The 17122-nt window shown below is 62.6% G+C and carries 23 protein-coding genes; 21 read left to right on the forward strand and 2 right to left on the reverse strand.

Going from position 1 to position 17122, the window contains the following annotated elements:
• The first annotated feature begins 91 nt into the window (after positions 1 to 91).
• The 13 genes from AB8841_RS14950 to AB8841_RS15010 all read left to right on the forward strand — a co-directional run bounded on the left by AB8841_RS14950 (position 92) and on the right by AB8841_RS15010 (position 8598).
• Positions 92 to 571, forward strand: coding sequence for a P27 family phage terminase small subunit (locus tag AB8841_RS14950; protein ID WP_370436621.1), 480 nt, complete (start codon positions 92 to 94; stop codon positions 569 to 571).
• Positions 568 to 2094 carry a terminase large subunit gene (locus AB8841_RS14955; RefSeq protein ID WP_370436622.1) on the forward strand — a complete coding sequence of 509 codons (1527 nt, stop codon included), beginning with the start codon at positions 568 to 570 and terminating at the stop codon, positions 2092 to 2094. The genes AB8841_RS14950 and AB8841_RS14955 overlap by 4 nt, the downstream gene beginning before the upstream one ends.
• Complete coding sequence (locus tag AB8841_RS14960; RefSeq protein ID WP_370436623.1) at positions 2091 to 3374, forward strand: phage portal protein; 1284 nt, start codon at positions 2091 to 2093, stop codon at positions 3372 to 3374. Before AB8841_RS14955 ends, AB8841_RS14960 begins: the two co-directional genes overlap by 4 nt.
• Positions 3349 to 4023, forward strand: a complete 675-nt coding sequence (locus AB8841_RS14965; protein ID WP_370436624.1) for an HK97 family phage prohead protease — start codon at positions 3349 to 3351, stop codon at positions 4021 to 4023. The genes AB8841_RS14960 and AB8841_RS14965 overlap by 26 nt, the downstream gene beginning before the upstream one ends.
• A gap of 34 nt (positions 4024 to 4057) precedes the next feature.
• Positions 4058 to 5356, forward strand: coding sequence for a phage major capsid protein (locus AB8841_RS14970; RefSeq protein ID WP_370436625.1), 1299 nt, complete (start codon positions 4058 to 4060; stop codon positions 5354 to 5356).
• A gap of 64 nt (positions 5357 to 5420) precedes the next feature.
• Positions 5421 to 5627 carry a hypothetical protein gene (locus tag AB8841_RS14975; RefSeq protein ID WP_181053217.1) on the forward strand — a complete coding sequence of 69 codons (207 nt, stop codon included), beginning with the start codon at positions 5421 to 5423 and terminating at the stop codon, positions 5625 to 5627.
• Positions 5628 to 5630: 3 nt separating this feature from the next.
• Positions 5631 to 6209, forward strand: coding sequence for a head-tail connector protein (locus AB8841_RS14980; protein WP_370436626.1), 579 nt, complete (start codon positions 5631 to 5633; stop codon positions 6207 to 6209).
• A complete protein-coding gene (locus AB8841_RS14985) occupies positions 6209 to 6556 on the forward strand; it encodes a phage head closure protein (RefSeq protein ID WP_370436627.1) in 348 nt (115 codons plus the stop codon). The genes AB8841_RS14980 and AB8841_RS14985 overlap by 1 nt, the downstream gene beginning before the upstream one ends.
• Positions 6553 to 6783, forward strand: coding sequence for a hypothetical protein (locus AB8841_RS14990; protein WP_370436628.1), 231 nt, complete (start codon positions 6553 to 6555; stop codon positions 6781 to 6783). The genes AB8841_RS14985 and AB8841_RS14990 overlap by 4 nt, the downstream gene beginning before the upstream one ends.
• On the forward strand, positions 6704 to 7153 hold the full coding sequence (locus AB8841_RS14995; RefSeq protein WP_370439275.1) for an HK97-gp10 family putative phage morphogenesis protein: 450 nt from the start codon (positions 6704 to 6706) through the stop codon (positions 7151 to 7153). The genes AB8841_RS14990 and AB8841_RS14995 overlap by 80 nt, the downstream gene beginning before the upstream one ends.
• Positions 7150 to 7554, forward strand: coding sequence for a DUF3168 domain-containing protein (locus tag AB8841_RS15000; RefSeq protein ID WP_370436629.1), 405 nt, complete (start codon positions 7150 to 7152; stop codon positions 7552 to 7554). Before AB8841_RS14995 ends, AB8841_RS15000 begins: the two co-directional genes overlap by 4 nt.
• Before the next feature lie 28 nt (positions 7555 to 7582).
• Complete coding sequence (locus AB8841_RS15005; RefSeq protein ID WP_370436630.1) at positions 7583 to 8032, forward strand: phage tail tube protein; 450 nt, start codon at positions 7583 to 7585, stop codon at positions 8030 to 8032.
• A gap of 8 nt (positions 8033 to 8040) precedes the next feature.
• The gene (locus tag AB8841_RS15010; protein WP_370436631.1) at positions 8041 to 8598 is read left to right on the forward strand and encodes a gene transfer agent family protein; all 558 of its coding nucleotides are present in this window, start codon (positions 8041 to 8043) and stop codon (positions 8596 to 8598) included.
• Here the strand turns inward: AB8841_RS15010 and AB8841_RS15015 are convergent.
• Complete coding sequence (locus tag AB8841_RS15015) at positions 8588 to 8854, reverse strand: hypothetical protein (RefSeq protein WP_370436632.1); 267 nt, start codon at positions 8852 to 8854, stop codon at positions 8588 to 8590. The genes AB8841_RS15010 and AB8841_RS15015 overlap by 11 nt on opposite strands.
• Before the next feature lie 107 nt (positions 8855 to 8961).
• Here AB8841_RS15015 and AB8841_RS15020 point away from each other — a divergent pair, with 107 nt between their 5' ends.
• The 5 genes from AB8841_RS15020 to AB8841_RS15040 are packed head-to-tail and all read left to right on the forward strand — an operon-like array spanning position 8962 to position 12510.
• Complete coding sequence (locus AB8841_RS15020) at positions 8962 to 10920, forward strand: tape measure protein (RefSeq protein WP_370436633.1); 1959 nt, start codon at positions 8962 to 8964, stop codon at positions 10918 to 10920.
• A complete protein-coding gene (locus AB8841_RS15025) occupies positions 10920 to 11285 on the forward strand; it encodes a hypothetical protein (protein WP_370436634.1) in 366 nt (121 codons plus the stop codon). The genes AB8841_RS15020 and AB8841_RS15025 overlap by 1 nt, the downstream gene beginning before the upstream one ends.
• Positions 11286 to 11822, forward strand: a complete 537-nt coding sequence (locus AB8841_RS15030) for a DUF1833 family protein (protein ID WP_370436635.1) — start codon at positions 11286 to 11288, stop codon at positions 11820 to 11822.
• A 9-nt stretch (positions 11823 to 11831) separates the two neighbouring features.
• The gene (locus AB8841_RS15035) at positions 11832 to 12095 is read left to right on the forward strand and encodes a hypothetical protein (protein ID WP_370436636.1); all 264 of its coding nucleotides are present in this window, start codon (positions 11832 to 11834) and stop codon (positions 12093 to 12095) included.
• Positions 12088 to 12510, forward strand: a complete 423-nt coding sequence (locus AB8841_RS15040) for an NlpC/P60 family protein (protein WP_370436637.1) — start codon at positions 12088 to 12090, stop codon at positions 12508 to 12510. Before AB8841_RS15035 ends, AB8841_RS15040 begins: the two co-directional genes overlap by 8 nt.
• Positions 12511 to 12527: 17 nt before the next feature.
• Here the strand turns inward: AB8841_RS15040 and AB8841_RS15045 are convergent, their stop codons facing one another.
• On the reverse strand, positions 12528 to 12824 hold the full coding sequence (locus AB8841_RS15045; protein ID WP_370436638.1) for a hypothetical protein: 297 nt from the start codon (positions 12822 to 12824) through the stop codon (positions 12528 to 12530).
• Between the two features lie 39 nt (positions 12825 to 12863).
• On the opposite strand from AB8841_RS15045, the gene AB8841_RS15050 reads away from it, so the two are divergent.
• From AB8841_RS15050 to AB8841_RS15060, 3 genes are read left to right on the forward strand one after another with little or no spacing between them, the layout of a single operon-like run.
• Positions 12864 to 16217, forward strand: coding sequence for a host specificity factor TipJ family phage tail protein (locus tag AB8841_RS15050; protein WP_370436639.1), 3354 nt, complete (start codon positions 12864 to 12866; stop codon positions 16215 to 16217).
• Positions 16217 to 16660, forward strand: a complete 444-nt coding sequence (locus AB8841_RS15055; protein WP_370436640.1) for a hypothetical protein — start codon at positions 16217 to 16219, stop codon at positions 16658 to 16660. Before AB8841_RS15050 ends, AB8841_RS15055 begins: the two co-directional genes overlap by 1 nt.
• Positions 16660 to 17121 carry a hypothetical protein gene (locus AB8841_RS15060; RefSeq protein ID WP_370436641.1) on the forward strand — a complete coding sequence of 154 codons (462 nt, stop codon included), beginning with the start codon at positions 16660 to 16662 and terminating at the stop codon, positions 17119 to 17121. Before AB8841_RS15055 ends, AB8841_RS15060 begins: the two co-directional genes overlap by 1 nt.
• Position 17122: the final 1 nt, after the last annotated feature.

The raw sequence follows: 17122 nt of genomic DNA on the forward strand, positions 1-17122 counted from the left end.
GTAGAAGTCTAGCCCCTTTCGCGTCTGGACCGGCGCCCTCAGTTTTCTTTTAGTTTCCGCAAAACTCCGAACCTTTTTAGGATCATGTAACATGGGACGCCCGAGGAAATCCCCAGAGGCTCGCCGCCTTGAAGGAAACCCCGGCAAGCGGCCCATTCCTGAGACGAGCATCGTGGCTGGCGGCTCTGTGGTCGCCCCAGATCATCTGAGCGACGACGCGAAGGCTTGCATCGAGATCATCAAGCGCTCGCTGCCGCCGAAAACCTACGCTGCCTGTGACGCCTTCCTGTTGGCTGCCTATGCCAGCGCCTGGGCCGAGCACAAGCGCTGCGTGGAGGAGGTGAACAAGCCTGAGTTCAAGCATGTCGAGGCAGGGTCTCAAGGCCAACCAGTTCTGAACCCATGGCTCAAGCACATGAACGAGCAGGCAAGGCTTCTGCTGTCAATCGGCGCCCGCCTGTTCCTCGATCCGGTCGCCCGCGCAGCGCTAAAGCTGGCGGACGAAAAACCGGCCAGCAAGTTCGACGGCCTGATCGGGCAGAGCTCGTCATCCGATTTATCGAGGCATTGACGGTCCCCTCAGGTGAGGGGCAGGGCGGTCCATTCGTCCTTCGGGAGTGGCAGAAGCAGTTCATCCGGGACATTTACGAGCCCCACGAGCTGCGGAAAGGACAGTACCGGCGCCGAGTGCGGCGGGCCATCCTGTCGATCGCCCGCAAGAACGGCAAGACGGCTCTGATCGCGGCTCTCGTGCTCGTGCATCTGATCGGGCCAGAAGCCATCCAGAACGGGGAGATCTACTCCGCGGCAAACGACCGGGAGCAGGCCGGCCAGGTCTACAAGGTCGCCTCCCAGATAGTGAAGTCGGATCCTGAACTGTCCGCGATGCTCCGGTGCGTGGACTCGACCAAGACCATCGCCTGTTATGGCAATGGGAGCTTCTACAAGGCCATTTCGGCCGAGGCAGGGACGAAGCACGGCCTGAACCCGAGCTTCGTGATTTTCGATGAGTTGGCTCAGGCAAGGGATCGCGAACTTTACGACGTTCTTGATACTTCGATGGGTGCTCGCGCGGAGCCTCTCTTCGTCACCATCTCGACGCAGAGCAACGACCCGGAGCACATCCTCTCGAAGCTGATTGACGACGGGCTCGGATCGAAGGACCCGACCATCGTGTGCCATCTCTACGCTGTTCCGGAGGAGCAGGAGGACATCTTCGACCCGAAGTGCTGGGAACTGGCAAACCCGGCGCTCTACGACTTCCGCGACTTCGACGATCTGAAGGCCATCGCCGACAAGGCCAAGCGCATGCCGGCCGAGGAGCCGAAGTTCCGGAACCTCTACCTAAACCAGCGCGTGGCTCCGGTGACCTCCCTAATCTCCCGGGCTGAATGGATGGCCTGCAAAGGGGATGCGGAGATCGAGGACGGTGAGGAGGTCTATCTCGGGCTTGACCTGTCGTCCATCAACGACCTGACGGCCCTAGTGATGGTCTCGGCGGGCGATCCGACCAAGGTTGTGCCCTTCCTCTGGAAGCCGGAAGCCTTCCTGAAGGAGCATTCCAACCGGGATTTTGGCGCGGGCAACCATCGCTATGTCGAGTGGGAACAGAAGGGCTTCCTGCTCAAGACTCCGGGCCGATCCATCGACAAGGAAGTCATCGCCAGGCACATCGCCGACCTCTGCGGGCGCTATCGCGTGCTCGGCATGGCCTATGACCGCTGGCGCATGGACGATCTGATCAAGGAGTTCGACCGCATCGACTTCGCCTCGTTCAAGGACGGCGAGAAGGGCGACGGACTGCGGATTATCCCCTGGGGGCAGGGCTTCAAGGACATGACGCCGGCCATCGACGCGATGGAGTTGGCCGTTATCGACCGGAAACTGGTTCATCCCAGCAACCCAGTCCTCAACTGGAACATGGCGAACGCAGTGGCTGTCATGGACCCCGCTGGCGGGCGCAAGATCGACAAAAACAAGGCCCGCTTCCGCATCGACGGTGCCGTCGCAATGACGATGGCGCTGGGTCTCAAGTCGAGGGACAGGAAAGAAGCACCGATGAACGTCGATGCCTGGATCGCGAGTTACGCATGAGCTGGCTGCAACGAGTTCTCCGCCTGACGGGCAAGAAGGACGTTGAGATCTCGCGCCGGGGGCTAGCCTCGACCGAGAACGGCAACAACTTCGTCACCAATCAGGTCACGCTTGCGGACTATCGCGACTTGCGCTTGGCGAGCGCCGGGGCCGCAGTAGGGCTTTCCGCGACTTGGGCTTGCGTGCAGCTTATCGCCGGCACGATCGGCTCGCTCCCGCTCATGGTCTACCGGACGGGTCCGGACGGCATCCGCCGCGTGGCTCGGGACCATCCGCTCTACTTCGTGCTGCACGACAGCCCGAACTACGACCAGACAGCCGTCGATTTCTGGGAGTTCATGGCGGCGGCGGTCGAGCTGCAGGGCAACGCCTACGCTCTGATGGAGCGGCGTGCGAGCGACAACGCCATCAACGCGCTCCATCCGATCCGCCCCGACCTCGTGCGGGTGCGCCGTCTGGACGACGGAAGCCTCGAATACGAGTGGACGGAAGACGGCCGCCGCATCGTGAAACCTGGAGAGCAGGTGCTTCATATCCGCGGCGCGATGGGCGACGGGCTCTCGGGCACATCAACCCTCTCAGCCTGCCGGAGCGTCTTTGAGGATGCTCTTGCGGCGGAGACGGCGGCTGGGGCTATGTTTCAGAACGGGGTGAACCCCGGTGGCGTGCTGTCGACCCGGGATGATGTCCAACTGACTAGGGAGCAGCGCGAACAGCTCGAGACGCTGCTTCAAGAGAAATACGTCGGTGCGATGCGGAATGGTCGCCCGATGCTGCTCGACAACGGGCTCAAGTGGACACAGCTTTCGATCAACCCCCAGGATGCCCAGATGCTGGAGAGCCGCAAGTTCAGCGGCGAGCAGATCTGTCGGCTCTTCGGGGTGCCGCCTGCCATGGTGGGCTTTGGTGACAAGGCCTCGAATTGGGGCACCAGCAAGGAGGTCGATGTGCTCGGCTTCCAGAAGTTTACCCTCCGCAAGCGCCTGAAGCGCATTGAGCAGGCGCTCATGAAACAGCTTGTCCCTCTGGCTGAGCGACGGGCTCAAGGTCTGACCATTGAGTTCAACTTCGAAGGCCTTCTGCGGGGGGACACTGAGAGCCGTTACAACGCCTACGAGCGAGCAATCCGCATGGGTATCGCTACCCGCAACGAGTGCCGCGCCCTGGAAAACCTGCCGCCGATCGAGGGCGGCGACGTGGTGACGGTGCAGATGCAGGACATCCCGCTCGCCCAGGCCATCAACGGAGATCCCAATGAGCAAGACGGCCCCAATTCTTGAGATCAAGTCGCTCAAGGACAGCGGCGAGTTTGAGGGCTACGGCTCGACATTCGGCGGTGAGCCTGATGCCTACGGCGATGTTGTCGCCCCCGGTGCCTATACGGACAGCCTGAAGGCCCATAAGGCCAAGGGCACCATGCCGAAGCTGTTCTGGCAGCACAACCCGGACGAGCCAATCGGCAAGTGGGTAGAGGCCACCGAGGATGACCATGGCTTGCTGATGCACGGTAAACTGAACATGGACGTTCAACGAGGCCGCGAAGCCTATGCTCTGCTCAAGGCAGGCGACATTGACGGCTTGTCCATAGGCTATCGCATCAAGGAGTACAGCGTCGATACGGATACGGGTATCTGGACGCTCGAAAAGCTCGACCTCGTGGAGGTCAGCATCGTGTCGGTCGGCGCAAACGAAAACGCGGTCGTGCAGAGCGTGAAGGCCGCCAAGGCCTCGCACGACCTCACCGAGAAGCTGAAGGCCGGGGACCGGCTGACAGAGCGAGAGTTTGAGACCTGGCTCAAGGGGCTGGGCTTTTCGAACTCGCAGGCGGAGCGTGCCGCACGTCTCCACCTGAAGGGGCAGGGGGAACCTGCCGCCGCGGCTGACGATGCGACCACGTTCCTCGAGGTACTCCTCGGGCGCCGGTCCTGAACCTTCCACTCCCATAGCCTCGAAAGGGCAATCTATGTCTAAGAACCTCCGTATCTTCGCGGGTGGCGGCATCGCGTTTCTCGCGGCTGCAGTCGTCGGTCCCCGCATCTTCCTCGATCGTCCGAACGAGGGCGGCTCTGGCAGCAAGTCGGCCGCCGAACTGGCTGCCGAGTTCAAGCGCGATTTCGAAACCAAGCACGACAAGGTGAAGGAGATTGCCGAGAAGGCGCTCGCCGAGGCCGAAAAGGGTGTGCCGATGGCATCCACCGCCAAGGAACTGGCGGATCAGGCTATCACAGGCATGAACGAGGCCAAGGCCCGGCTTGACGAGATCGAGCAGAAGATGGCCCGCCGCCGAGAGCAGGGCGACAGCGAGCGCACTGCTGGCCAGCGGTTCGTTGAGGACGAGGGCTTCAAGTCCTTCGCCGGCCAGACCCGCCCGCGCGGCCGCCACATTGTCGAGGTGAAGGACATTTCGTCTCTCACGACCGACGCTGCCGGATCCGTGGGTACTCTTGTGCGTCCGGATCGCGCCGCTCCGGTCGAGTTGCCGCGTCGTCGCATGACGATCCGCGCTCTGATCGCCCCGGGCAATACCTCGTCCAACTCGATCGAGTATGACAAGGAGAAAGGCTTCACCAACAACGCGGCTCCGGTCGCGGAAGGTGCGCTGAAGCCTCAGTCCGAGATCCAGTACGAGGAAGCGATCGCGCATGTTCGTACCATCGCGCACTGGATGCGTGCATCGGTCCAGATCCTTGCGGACGCCCCCGGCCTCCGGTCAATGATCGATAACCGCCTCCGTTATGGCCTCGCCTATGTCGAAGAGAACCAGCTTCTCAACGGCAGCGGTACCGGCCAGAACCTCGAAGGCCTGGTGACGGTGGCAACGCCGTTTGCCGCTCCGGCGGGCGCGGCTGCGGCAGATCAGGAGATCGACACGGTTCGCCTCATGATGCTCCAGGTGGCTCTTGCCGAGTACCCACCGAACGGCATCGTGCTGAACCCGATCAACTGGCACAATATCGAGACGCTCAAGGACACGACCGGCCGATACATCATCGGCAATCCGCAGGGCACGCTCTCGCCGACGTTGTGGAGCCTCCCTGTCGTGGCAACGCAGGCGATGGGTGTCGGCAAGTCGCTGGTCGGCGCCTTCGACCTCGCCGCGCAGATCTTCGACCGTCAGGACGCGACGGTCGAGGTGTCCACCGAGGACCAGGACAACTTCATCAAGAACAAGGTCACGATCCGCGCTGAAGAGCGGCTTGCCTTGGCGATCTATCGCGAAGAAGCCCTCGTCTACGGCGATCTCGCGCCTGTCGCGCCGTAACCCGTTCGGTTCATCAAGGAGGGCGGCTTCGGCTGCCCTCTCTATGAACTGAGAGGAGACCCACATGGCTACGATCAAGGCTATTCTCACCAAACCCCTCGACGGCGACCCTGAAGGCACAGAGCGCGAGTTCAGCCAGGCTGACTTCGACCGTCTCAAGGCCAGGGGCGCAGTGCGTGCCGCAGGCGAGGCAAAGGCAGCCCCGAAGGTCGCCAACAAGGCCGCCCCCGCGGTCGCGAACAAGTCGGCTGACACCAAAACCAAGGCTTAAACCGTGCTCATCCCCCTCACAGAGGCGACTCCCGTCGTCACGCTGGACGAGGCGAAGGGTCATCTTCGCGTCGACCATACGGACGATGACGCCTATATCAGGGCGCTCATTGGCGTTGCCTCTGTGGCCGTTGCTGATCGAACGGACCGCACGATCGGCGTGCGCGAATGGGAATGGCGCGTGTCCTATGAGGACATGCTGCGCCGGATGTCGCCTTGCCAGCGGCTCCGCATCCCGGCCCCGCCGCTCCTTGAAGTGCTGTCGATCAAGTATCGGGACGGGCGGGGCACCGAGCAGACCTATCCGGCAGACGATTACGAGGTGATCGGCGCCAATGCCCCGCAGGGCGGTTATATCCGGCTGAAGAATGGCCGTTCCTGGCCTTCCGTTGAGGCGGGCACCGAGGCGGCTGTGATCCGCTTCCGGGCTGGCTATGAGGAGGTTCCGGAGCCCATCAAGCAGGCTGTGCTCCTCATGATCGGGCACCTGTACTCGAGCCGTGGTGAAATGATCCGGCAGGAGTTCATCGATGATCCGACGATCAAGGCCCTTCTGGCGCCGTACAAGGTTTGGGGCGTCTGATGCCTGCGGCTGGACAACTCAAGGACAAGATCACCCTGCAGCGCAGAGGCGTCCAGGACGACGGCTACGGCAACGAGGTCTCCGGCCCTTGGGAGGATATCTTCACCGTATCCGCCAACATCGCGCCGGCACGGGGCAGGGAAGAGGTTCTCGCCCAGCGGCTTCAGGGCGTGCGGCCGGTCGAGATCACCGTGCGCTGGTCCTCGCAGACCGTGCAGATCGCGCCGGACTGGCGGGCCGTGAACGCCCGCAAGCCCTCCGAAGTCTACAACATCCACGACATCCGCGACCCTGACGGCCGGAAGCAGTGGAACATCCTCACATGCACCTTGGGAGCCCCGACATGAGGAAGGTTCGTTTCGTCAAAGACTTCGATTTCCGCCCCCGCGCCTCAATCGTGATGGTCAATAAGGCCGGTGAGGAGAAGACCGTCACTGAGGCCATTTATGCCGCCGCTTCGGCTGCTGGCGCTGTGGAGCTGCTCGATGGCAAGGATGAAGAACCGGGAACGGCTGCTGCAGAAGCTGGCAGCGCTCCCGCAAAGAGCAAGGGCCGCAATCAAGCCCGCGGTTGAGCAGGGCGCGGCTGAGATCATCGCTATGCAGAAGAGCCTCGTGCCGAAAGAAACCGGGGCTCTTGAGCGATCGATCCAGGCAGTTCGCGGCGATGTCAACCGACGTGTCGGGCTCTCTACCGGCGACGTGAAGGGTGATCCTGATCTGACCGTTGCCATCGTGGCCGGAGACGAAACGGCATACTACGCCCGCTGGGTCGAGTTCGGAACGGCACCCCACATCAACGGCGGCAAGTTTAAGGGCAGCCAGAACCCCGGTATGAGGGCGCAGCCCTTCTTCTATGGCCCGGTTCGCGCTCTGCGGCGCCGGGTCAAATCCCGTATCACCCGCGCCACCCGTAAAGCAGCCCGAGAGGTCGCCAGTTCATGAGCGTTGAAGCTGCTCTTCAGAAGGCAATCGTCGGCGCCCTCAAGGGGGACGCTGGCGTGACTGCTGTCCTTGCAGGGCGGGTGTATGACCGCGTGCCGGCTGGGGCCGTCCTCCCTTACGTCCATATCCGGAACATTCAGGTGGTGGACGACGGCGCTGACTGCATCGATGGGGGCGAGGTCTATATCGACCTTGATGTCTGGTCGAATGCTGTCGGCAAGGTCGAGGCCGAGCGCGGCGCCAGTGCTGTCCGCAAGGCTCTGAGGTTCGCCACTCTCACACTCGATGAGCCTTATGCGCTGACCGAGATCGACCACCGCGACACCAACATCGGCGACGGCGGCGACGAGCTGCTGACCCGGGCCCGCATGTCCTTTCGCGCTCTCGTCGAGAGCAAGTAACCCCCTGCCCAACTGAAGGAGAACCACCATGGCGCAGGCCACAACCCTCCCGTTTTCTGCGTTCAAGGTGATGCTGGAAACGGGCACTCCCGGCACCTTCGCGGCCCCTTGCGGGCTGACAAGCCGGTCTATTTCTTTCTCCAAGGAAACGAACGACACGAATAGCATCGACTGCGATCAGGAAGATGCCCCTTCTTGGGTTGATCGTGATGTCGTATCGCTTTCGGCATCCATCTCAGGTGAAGGCGTTATGGCCCGTGAGTCCCTGGACCTTTGGCGGGAGGCTTTCATGACGACAGAGCCAGTCAATGCTCGCATTGAGGTTGCCGGTTCTGCAGCTCAGGGCGGCGGCTACTGGAGCGGCAAGTTTCACCTCACGAGCTTCGAACCCGGCGCGACCCGCGGCGAGCGGGCTTCGGTTTCCATCGAGATGCAAAGCTCAGGGCCGATTGTCTGGTCTGACGCCGTGACACCTTAAGGTGTTGCATGAGCCGCAACGGCCATATTGATCTGGAATTCGCCGGCAGGATCCGGCGTTTCCGCCTCGCCATTGGCGAACTGGAAGAGTTGCAGGAGGCGACTGGCGTCGGGCCCGTTGTGCTCCTCCAGCGGTTCTTCGCGGATGAGCATTCCTTCGTGGATGTGCGCGAGGTGCTGCGAATCGGCCTTATGGGGGGCGGTGAAGAGGCTCCCGAGGCCTATGACCTTGTTCGCGACCTGCACGAGCGGCCGGTGGTCCCGGCGATCGCGGCAGCCACTGTGGTCCTGACCGCCGCCCTGGAGCGCGACCAGCAAGAGCCGATCGAGCCGGAGGCCCCGAAAGACGCCGCGCCCAAGAAGGAGCTGCCCAACGGGCAGATGGCGTTTTCCGAGTTCTACAAGGGGGCATCCATCATAGGCCTGACTGTCGCGGACGTGCGTCAAATGTCTCTCTGGCAGTTTTCGGCCTTTGTGAAGGGCCACAACGAGGCCCACGATCCGAAGGCCGGCAAGACCCTGTCGGAGGATGAGGCGGAGGCCTTGTGGCGGGAAATCAGCGTTTGAACGCCGACCCTTGCTCGAATTGAGGTTGGGGCGCTTCTGGAGCCGCGTGCGGGCGCACCGGAGAGGTGTTCTTGGCGATGTCCGCGAGAAGTTCGAGGGCCTCGGCAAATCCAAGCAGCGGGGCGCCCGCCAGCAGAAGGCCAATCCCCCAAGGGACCATGATCATCATCGTCCCGCTGAGGACGCCAAAGAGGATCGCGCCGATTCCAAGAATGACGCTAACCACACCGAAAAACCGCAACAGCCCCTTCGCCACCCTGATCTCCGTCCCAGTCCCATCCGCGACCTGAGAACACTATGGCCACAGATCTCGAACGTCTAGTTGTCTCACTCGAGGCCTCGATCAAGTCCTTTGACAAGGAGATGAAGCGGGCCCGCGCCGTCTCCAATACGGCGATGAAGGATGTCGAGCGGAGCGTCGCTTCCGGCCAGAAGCGCATTGAGGCGGCTATGGGCCGGATTGGCTCAAGCATCCGGGCGGGCATTGCGGGAGCTCTGGCTGGCCTGTCGATCGGGCAGATCAAGGATTATGCCGACAGCTACACCCGCATTCAGAACGCGCTCAAAGTCAGGGGCCTTGAGGGGAAAGACCTCTCCGATACGTACGACACGCTCTATGCGGCCGCCCAGCGTCAGGGCGCGCCACTCGAGGCCATGGCGACCCTCTACGGCCGCATTTCGATGGCCCAGAAGGATCTCAACGCCACTTCGGCAGAGATGCTGCAATTCACCGAGGGCGTCGGCATGGCGCTCCGGGTGTCCGGCCAGAGCGCGGAACAGGCCTCCGGTGCGCTTCTGCAGCTGAGCCAGGCGCTCTCGGGCGGCAAGATCCAGGCCGAGGAATACAACTCGCTGATCGACGGGGCGCGCCCTGTCCTCCAGGCGGTCGCCGTCGGTCTGAAGGAAGCGGGCGGTTCGGTTTCAAAGCTCACGGCGCTGGTAAAGGACGGCAAGATCAGCAGCGAGGCGTTTTTCCGCGCCTTCCAGGCCGGACAGCCCGTCCTCGAGCGGATGGCCTCCAAGACCAGCGAGACATCCTCTCAGGCGTTGAACCGGCTCGGGAATGCCTTCACGACCTTGATCGGGCGGCTCGACGAGGTGAGCCGCACATCGTCGACCACGGCCCGGCTGCTGGGCGGTGTCGCGGACGCCATGGACAGGATTGCCAAGGCGATCCCGAATGCCGCTGGCGCGCTCGTGAATCTTGATGCGGCAATTGATGCGGCGAAGCTCAAGACGCTTGAACAGACACTCGTCGGGGTCAATCAGCAGCTTCAGCTCGCAGCCAAGACAGGCGATCTGAGCTCAGGGCGCACACGCGGTCTCGCCGCGCAGGCGGTCCAGCTGGAGCAGCAAATTGCGCAACTCAAGCGCGCCACCAAAGGCAACGAAGCCGCCAATGATCCGGCATTGCAGGCTGCCGATGCCGCCGAGATGGCGAGGCGCCGAAACCAGGCGGACTATAAAGCCATCGGTGGGGTCTCATACAAGGACTATGCGGTTCCGGACGATGACAAGGGCAAGAAGCGCAAGGAGAACGAATACCAGCGCGAGATTGCCCAGATCCGCGAGCGCACGGCCGCTCTTCAGCAGGAAAGCACGACCATTGGCCAATCAGCCGCCGATGTCGCCAAGGCCGAGGCAGAGTTCCGGCTCCTGGAAGCGGCCAAGAAGGCGAACGTCGCGATCACCCCGCAGCTCAAGGCCGACATTGAGAGTGTTGCTGCGGCCTACGGCGAGGCCACGGCGAAACTGGAAGATGCCCGCAAGGCCCAGGAGCAGTTCAACGAGCTGCAGCAGTTCGTGGGCGAGTCCATCAGTGGCTTCCTGTCCGACATCGTGTCCGGTGGCAAGAATGCCGAAGAAGCTCTGATGAACCTGACGAAGCGGCTGGCGGACATGGCGCTGCAGGCGGCGCTCTTGGGGCAGGGGCCGCTTGCTGGGCTCCTTGGCATGTCAGGCACCAATGGCGGCGTCGGCGGGCTCATCGGAACCCTCTTCAAGAGCTTCATGCCCGGCCGAGCCATGGGCGGTCCTGTGAAGGCAGGACAGGCGTACACGGTCGGCGAGACGGGCCGCGAGACGTTCATCCCCACAACCCCCGGCCGGATCGTCCCGAACGGAAAATTGGGCGGCGGCAACATGCAAGTCGTGATCAACAACAACGCTGGGGCTCAGGTGTCCACGCGACAGACGAATGGGCCACAGGGTCCGCGCCTCGAGGTCCAGATCGACCAGATGGTGGCAGACGCACTCATGAGAGGGCATGCAACTTCCGGGGCCCTGAAGAGCCTGCGGCGCAACCAGATGGGAGGTCGGTAATGGCCCGCCCTGTCTGGCCCGCAACCGTCCCGCATGAGCCGTCTTCTCGCAGCATCTCCGAGCCTTTCCGCAAGGCGCTGGAAAGCGAGATGGCAGCCGGGAACACCCGCACCCGCCGCACGGCCACGGCTGTGATCGGCGTGGTCGATCTCACCATCCGGATGACCACCGAACAGTTCCTGACCTTCAAGGCCTTCGTGCGCGACACCCTCTCGCACGGCACGGCAGAGTTTGACATGCCTGTGTCCGATCTCACCGGCTGCACGGTGAAGCGGGTCAAGCTCCGCAACGGTGGCCAGTATCAGCCGGCCCGCGCTGGCAACCGCATCTTCGTTTCCTTCTCTCTCGACGTTTGGGATCTCTAAGTGCCGATCTCCGCAACGCAAGCCTGGGCCGAGGCCGCCGCCTCCGCGCCCAAGGATGAGGTCATGCTCATCACCATTGAGCTGATCCATCCGGTCTTTGTCGAGAACGGCGTCCCGGCTCCCATCCGGGCGGTTCGGAACACGGTCGATATGAACTTCAAGCTGGAGACGGGGGCACCGGTCGGCAGCGGGCAGACGGTTCTCTTCAAGGCAATCCCCTTTGAGATCGACTATCCCCGCATCGGCAATCTCGGCGCAGAGGCCACCATCCGGCTCGACAACATCAACCGGGAGGCCTCCCGCTACCTCGAGGAAGCCGTGAAGCTGAACACGCCCATCCAGGCGATCTTCCGCGGCTATCTGGCCTCGGATCCCAATACGGTCGGGCAGGGGCCCTATAAGCTGATCCTGCGCTCTGTGAAGCGAACAGGGCGGCAGCTTGAGGGGCAGCTTGCCATCGCACGTCCGCAGAACATGCGGGTCATGCGGGGGGTCTATGACATGCAGAGGTTCCCGTCTCTGCTCGCGGTATCCTAGGAGGAACACATGCTCTCACGTCGTAAGCTGTTCGGGTTCTTGGCTGCCGCTCCTGTTGTGGCTGCTGCTGGCCCTGTTTTGGCACGAGGCGGCCCTGTCAAAGGCAGATCATACGTCGTAGGCGAGGTGCCCTCTGAGACGGTTATCCCTCTTAAGAACGTCGAACTTCGCCACCCCACGATGGTCCGACCTGTTACAATCACCGTCAACAACACGTCCGGACGACTGGTGCGCATGGAAATGAAGGAAGGCCGGATCAATATCTATGACTGACCGTTTCACCTTCCTCGAAAGCCTCGTGGGCAAGCCCTACAAGATCGGGGCGCGCGGACCAGACGAGTTCGATTGCTACGGTCTCGCCCGCCATATCCAGATGGAGCTTGCTGGCGTTGACATGCCGGATGTGGCCTTTGTCGAGCCCACGACCCGGGCCCAGGCCGAGGCCATGCTCTCCCATCCCGAGCGCCAGGCGTGGGAAGAGGTGACGGAAGCGGACGTGCAGGATCTCGATCTCGTGCTGATGGGCAACGTGGCCAAGCGGGACTTCCACCTCGGCACCTATGTGAAGCTGACGACGGCCGGGGCGGTGCTCCACATCGACCGCCATGCTGGCGTCGTGGTCGATGACATCCCAGCACTTCGGGCGTCGGGGTTTCACTTTTTGAGGTTCTTCCGTCGAAGGGCGTAGTCACTTCGGAATTTGGATCAACTGCGCCGGTACTTACGAACCAAAAGCCATACCTGAACAAGGTAGATCGCCAGGGCAAGCAGTACGATCGGAATAGCGAACGTGAGAAAGCGCGAAAAGGCTTCTTCTCCAGCGCCCTGATAAACATGATTGCCGTAGTAGGCCAGTAGGCAGAGGACAAAGAAGCCCGCGCCTAGGCGTATGGCAATTTCACGTTTCATTTGCTTTCGAGCCTCAGGGCCGCCGCTCGGTTCCATCGTTTGCCCTTCAATCAACTGTGTCCCGGCCTGCCCCAATCGCCTAGCGAGCAGCACAGGTCTTCTCACTGACCAATGGTAGAACTCTGATTCGACATGCGTCTTGCAATCAAGCATAATCTCTTGGTCTTCGATCCGGAGCGCGATGACCCGCGTGTGCAGGAAAGCGGGCTCGTGCTCCCCATTTCCGAGCACAAGACCCGTAAGCGCAGGCCGACCATCGAGCAGGTTCTCGCCGAGACCGGTTGGCGGTTCGACCTACCGACCGTCTGCAAGGTGAACGGCGTCTATTTCGGCCGCGCCGAATGGGCGACCCATAAGCTGACCGCCAACGACAACGTTGAGTTCCTGTCCCGTCCCCTCGGTGGCAGCATGGGCGGCAGCGGCGGTTCGTCTGGGAAAACCATTGCTGCCGTCGTTGCCATGGTCGCTCTCACGGCGCTCGCCCCTTGGGCCGCTGGTGCGGTCTTCGGTGCCGGCACGATCGCGGCCTCGGTCGCCGCGTCTGTCATGATTGCAGGCGGCGCGATGGCGATCAGCCATTTCCTGCAGCCCAAGGCAGGCGGGCAGACCGACGCCAAGGACGAACTGTACTCCTTCGGCTTCGGCGGCAACGCAGCGCGCCCCTTGGAACCGATCCCGGTCCTCTATGGCCGCACCCTGTCATTCCCGGATTTTGCCGCGCCGAAGTACAGCGAGTTCGACGGCGACAGCATGACGGAGTTCGCCCTCCTGTGCCTGACGTGCGGGGATGCGGACGTTGAGGAATTGCGTATTGCCGATACCCGTATCTGGACCAAGAGCGGCGGCTACAACACCAGTTTCCCCGGCATCACGATCCAGATCCGCAAGCCGGGTCAGAAGGTCACGCTGTTCCCGGTCAACGTCGTTACCTCCTCCGAAGTCACCGGCGTTACGCTTTCGACCGACTATAGCCCTGGGTTTGCCGCCAATGCGGCAGGCACGGAGGCGACGAGCCTCCTGCTCGATTTCATCTTTCCGTCCGGCTGTTACTGGACCTGGAAGGGGGAGCTTCGGCCGGCCGTGGTGGGGGTCGAGGTGCAGACCCGCCCCATCAATGCCGCGGGAGCGCCGACAGGCCCTTGGGCCACGATCTGGACGAAGAACTACAGCTACACCAAGCAGTCCCAGATCCGGGTCACGGAACGGATCGACATCGGCGATCCCCGGGTTGAGGTGAGGGCCCGTCGGACGAGCATCCCGATCAAGGACATGGAGCCGGATCCGCGCATGTCAGGCGCGAACGACATCATCTGGTCGGCGCTGCGGGCGCATATCGACGGGCCGAACTCCTTCCCGCGGGTAACGACCATCGCCATCCGGGCCAAGGCCAGCGAAGCCCTCCAGGGCATCACCAACGGCCAGATCGGCGTCATCTCCACCCGGATCATTCCCGTGTGGAACGGCTCCACCTTCGTCGACCAGCCTTCGCGCTCGATCGCGTGGGCCGCGCTCGATATGTGGCGCAATGCCGACTACGGCGCGGGGCTCTCGCTCAACCAGATCGATTTCCAGAGCTTCTATGCCTACGACCAGTATTGGCAGAGCCAAGGGCACGCCTTCAACCATGTGTTCAAGGAGCCGCAGACCCTGGACGATGCGCTCGAGACCATCCTGAAGGCCGGGCGGGCCATGCCGGCTCCGGTGGGCGACCGCCTGACCATCGTCCGGGACGAGCCCCGCGGGCTCCCGCGCATGCTGTTCACGGATTACGACATCGTGCGGGACAGCCTCAGTATCGATTACACCCTGGCGGACGACGATATCGCTGACGGGATCGTGGGCGAGTACATCGACGAGACGACCTTCCGCCTGGCCGAAGTCTCCTCGGCTCCGACCGGAACGACGCTCGCCAAGCCCGCTCGTGTGCAACTGCAGGGTGTCACCAAGCGCTCTCAGGCGACGGGCCTAGTCCGCTTCATGGCAGCCGAGAACAAGTACCGCCGCATCAATGTGTCCTGGACGGCGCGCGCCGAGGGCCGCCTGCTCAAGCGCGGCGATCTCGTGAAGCTGGCTTGTGAGGAGCCGGAAACCTGGGGCCAGTCCGCAGAGGTCATCGGGTACAACGACGCAACGCGCACGATCACCTTCGACCACGATCTGACATGGAACGCGACCGGCAACCACTATGTCGAGGTGAGGGCGAGGGATGCACAACCATGGGGGCCAGTTAGGGTCACGCGCGGGGCCTCTGACCGCATCGCCATCGTCAACTCCACTGACATGGTGGCCGAAACGACTAGGCAGGGTCGGACGCTCGCTGACGCCTTGGCTCGCACGGATCTCATGGACAGCCCAACAGCGAATTTCTCTCCGGGTGAGCCGAGGTCCTTCCGCGTGCTCATCATCGATGGCGAGCCCGATACGGACGGCGAGCATATCACCCTCCATGGCGTGGTGGACGATCTCGCCGTCTACGATATCACCGAGGATGGTGTCGAACCCCTGCCGAGCGTCCCGGATGCCTTCTCCAAGTCGATCCCGGTTATCACGACGCTCGGTGCTCAGGTCTACCAGCGTGGGGTGAACCTCATCCTGCAGGCGGGCTGGCAGCCGGCCAAGGGCGCGATCAGCTATATCGCCGATGTGTCCTATGACAACGGGGCGACCTGGGTCCGCGCCTATGAAGGCGACAAGACGACATTCGAAGCAATCGTTGCCGGGGCTCAGAAGATCAGGCTCAGGGTAGCGGGCGTCACCGCCAGCAACGTTCCCGGAGCCTTCAGCATCGTGGAGGTCAATCCGCCTGCGCTGAAGCTGAAGAACGAGTTCGTCATGATGAAGATCCGGCCGGACGACCTCATTCCGGAACTCGCCCGCAGCTTTGACGGCCTGGACCTTCTCGACCAGCTCGCGGACGTGGCCGGCGAAACCCGTGTCCTGGCAGAGGAAGCCGACGACCGGGGCAGGGCGGCCATTACGGAGGTCGCCAAGGTCCGGGTTGATACCGATCAGGCCATCGCCGATCTCACGACCACTGTAGAGACGCAGTTCGACGACTATGAGCTCAGCGTCCAGCAGCGCTTTACCGCGGTCACCAACGTGACGGGGCAGATGATCGGCGCCTATTCGGTCGCGATCGATGCGGGCGGCTATGTCTCTGGGTTCCAGCTCGTCGGAGCGAACGGGCCCGGCGGCGGGCAGAGTGAGATCAAGTACAGCGTCGATAACTTCCTGGTCGGAGCGCCTGGAGCTGGGTTCGGCGCCGAGGCCCTCTTTGGGATATCGACCCGCAACGGCGTGGCCCGCGTGACCATGCGCGGCGACTTCATCGCAGATGGCTCGATCAACGCCAACCAGATCAACGCCCTCAACCTTACCGCCCTGACGGCAAAGGTGTCGGGAACCCTGTCGGCCGGCAAGATCGCCAGTGCCAACAGCAAGATGATCATCGACCTCGACAACAACCGTATGACGTGGGCGGACTGATGCCTGATCGTGGAATCCTTGGGAAGCACCCGAACTATCCCTATACCGGGATCTTCGTTTCGACGCCTGGAGTGGATGTCAGCGCGCGTAACCCGACCGATCGCACGGGGCTTGCTCTCTCGAGCCAATGGCCGGTCATCGCCAACGTGATCGCTTCGGGCACCTGCGGCCTTGATGAGGTAGTGCCTTACCCGAGCGTAGTGTCTGGCTTCCGGCCCTACGTCCACTTCCAGCGCCGGGTCGGCACCGGCTACCACATGCACGAGATGTGGGGGTACAATGCGCTGGAGCTGGAGCGGATCGTCGCCTACGAGAAGTGTTCGCGCTGGAGGGTCGTGCAGACCAGCAGCGGCTTCCGGATCGTCAAGAATGCCCGGGTTTACACGGACACGATCGCCAGCGCCTCATTCCGCTATGTCCTCTTCAACCTGCCGGTGTCGTGATGGCGGAGCGCGTTCTGATCGACGGCAACGGAATCCGGGTCTCAAAGCCCGGCATCAACGTCAGCACCGCCAACCTGGCCGATCTTGTGCTGAGCATCGACATGCGCGTCGGGCAGATCCTGGGGGCTGGCTACGCGGCCTTGGGCCCTCCGTATGCGGGCAACGACCCGAACAAGGCCATGCGGGACGCGACCATCACCTATGGACCGTTCAGCCGGGCTCCTGACCTGATGCTCTACGTGCGCGGCGACGACGGGTATGCCTATCCGAACGGCTGTCTCTTCTCCGGAGGCGGAGTGACGATGAGCGATGCCGCCAATTTCGACAGCCTGTTCTACATCGAAAGCTGCAGCATCGGCGTCAGCAGTGCGGCGATCACGGGTTACAAGTGGCCGTACAACCTGCTCCCGGTCGAGGCCATCGGGCTCTACTACATCCTCTACCGCAAGCCGCTGATATAGG

The organism is Microvirga sp. TS319 (assembly GCF_041276405.1).
Classification (GTDB): domain Bacteria; phylum Pseudomonadota; class Alphaproteobacteria; order Rhizobiales; family Beijerinckiaceae; genus Microvirga.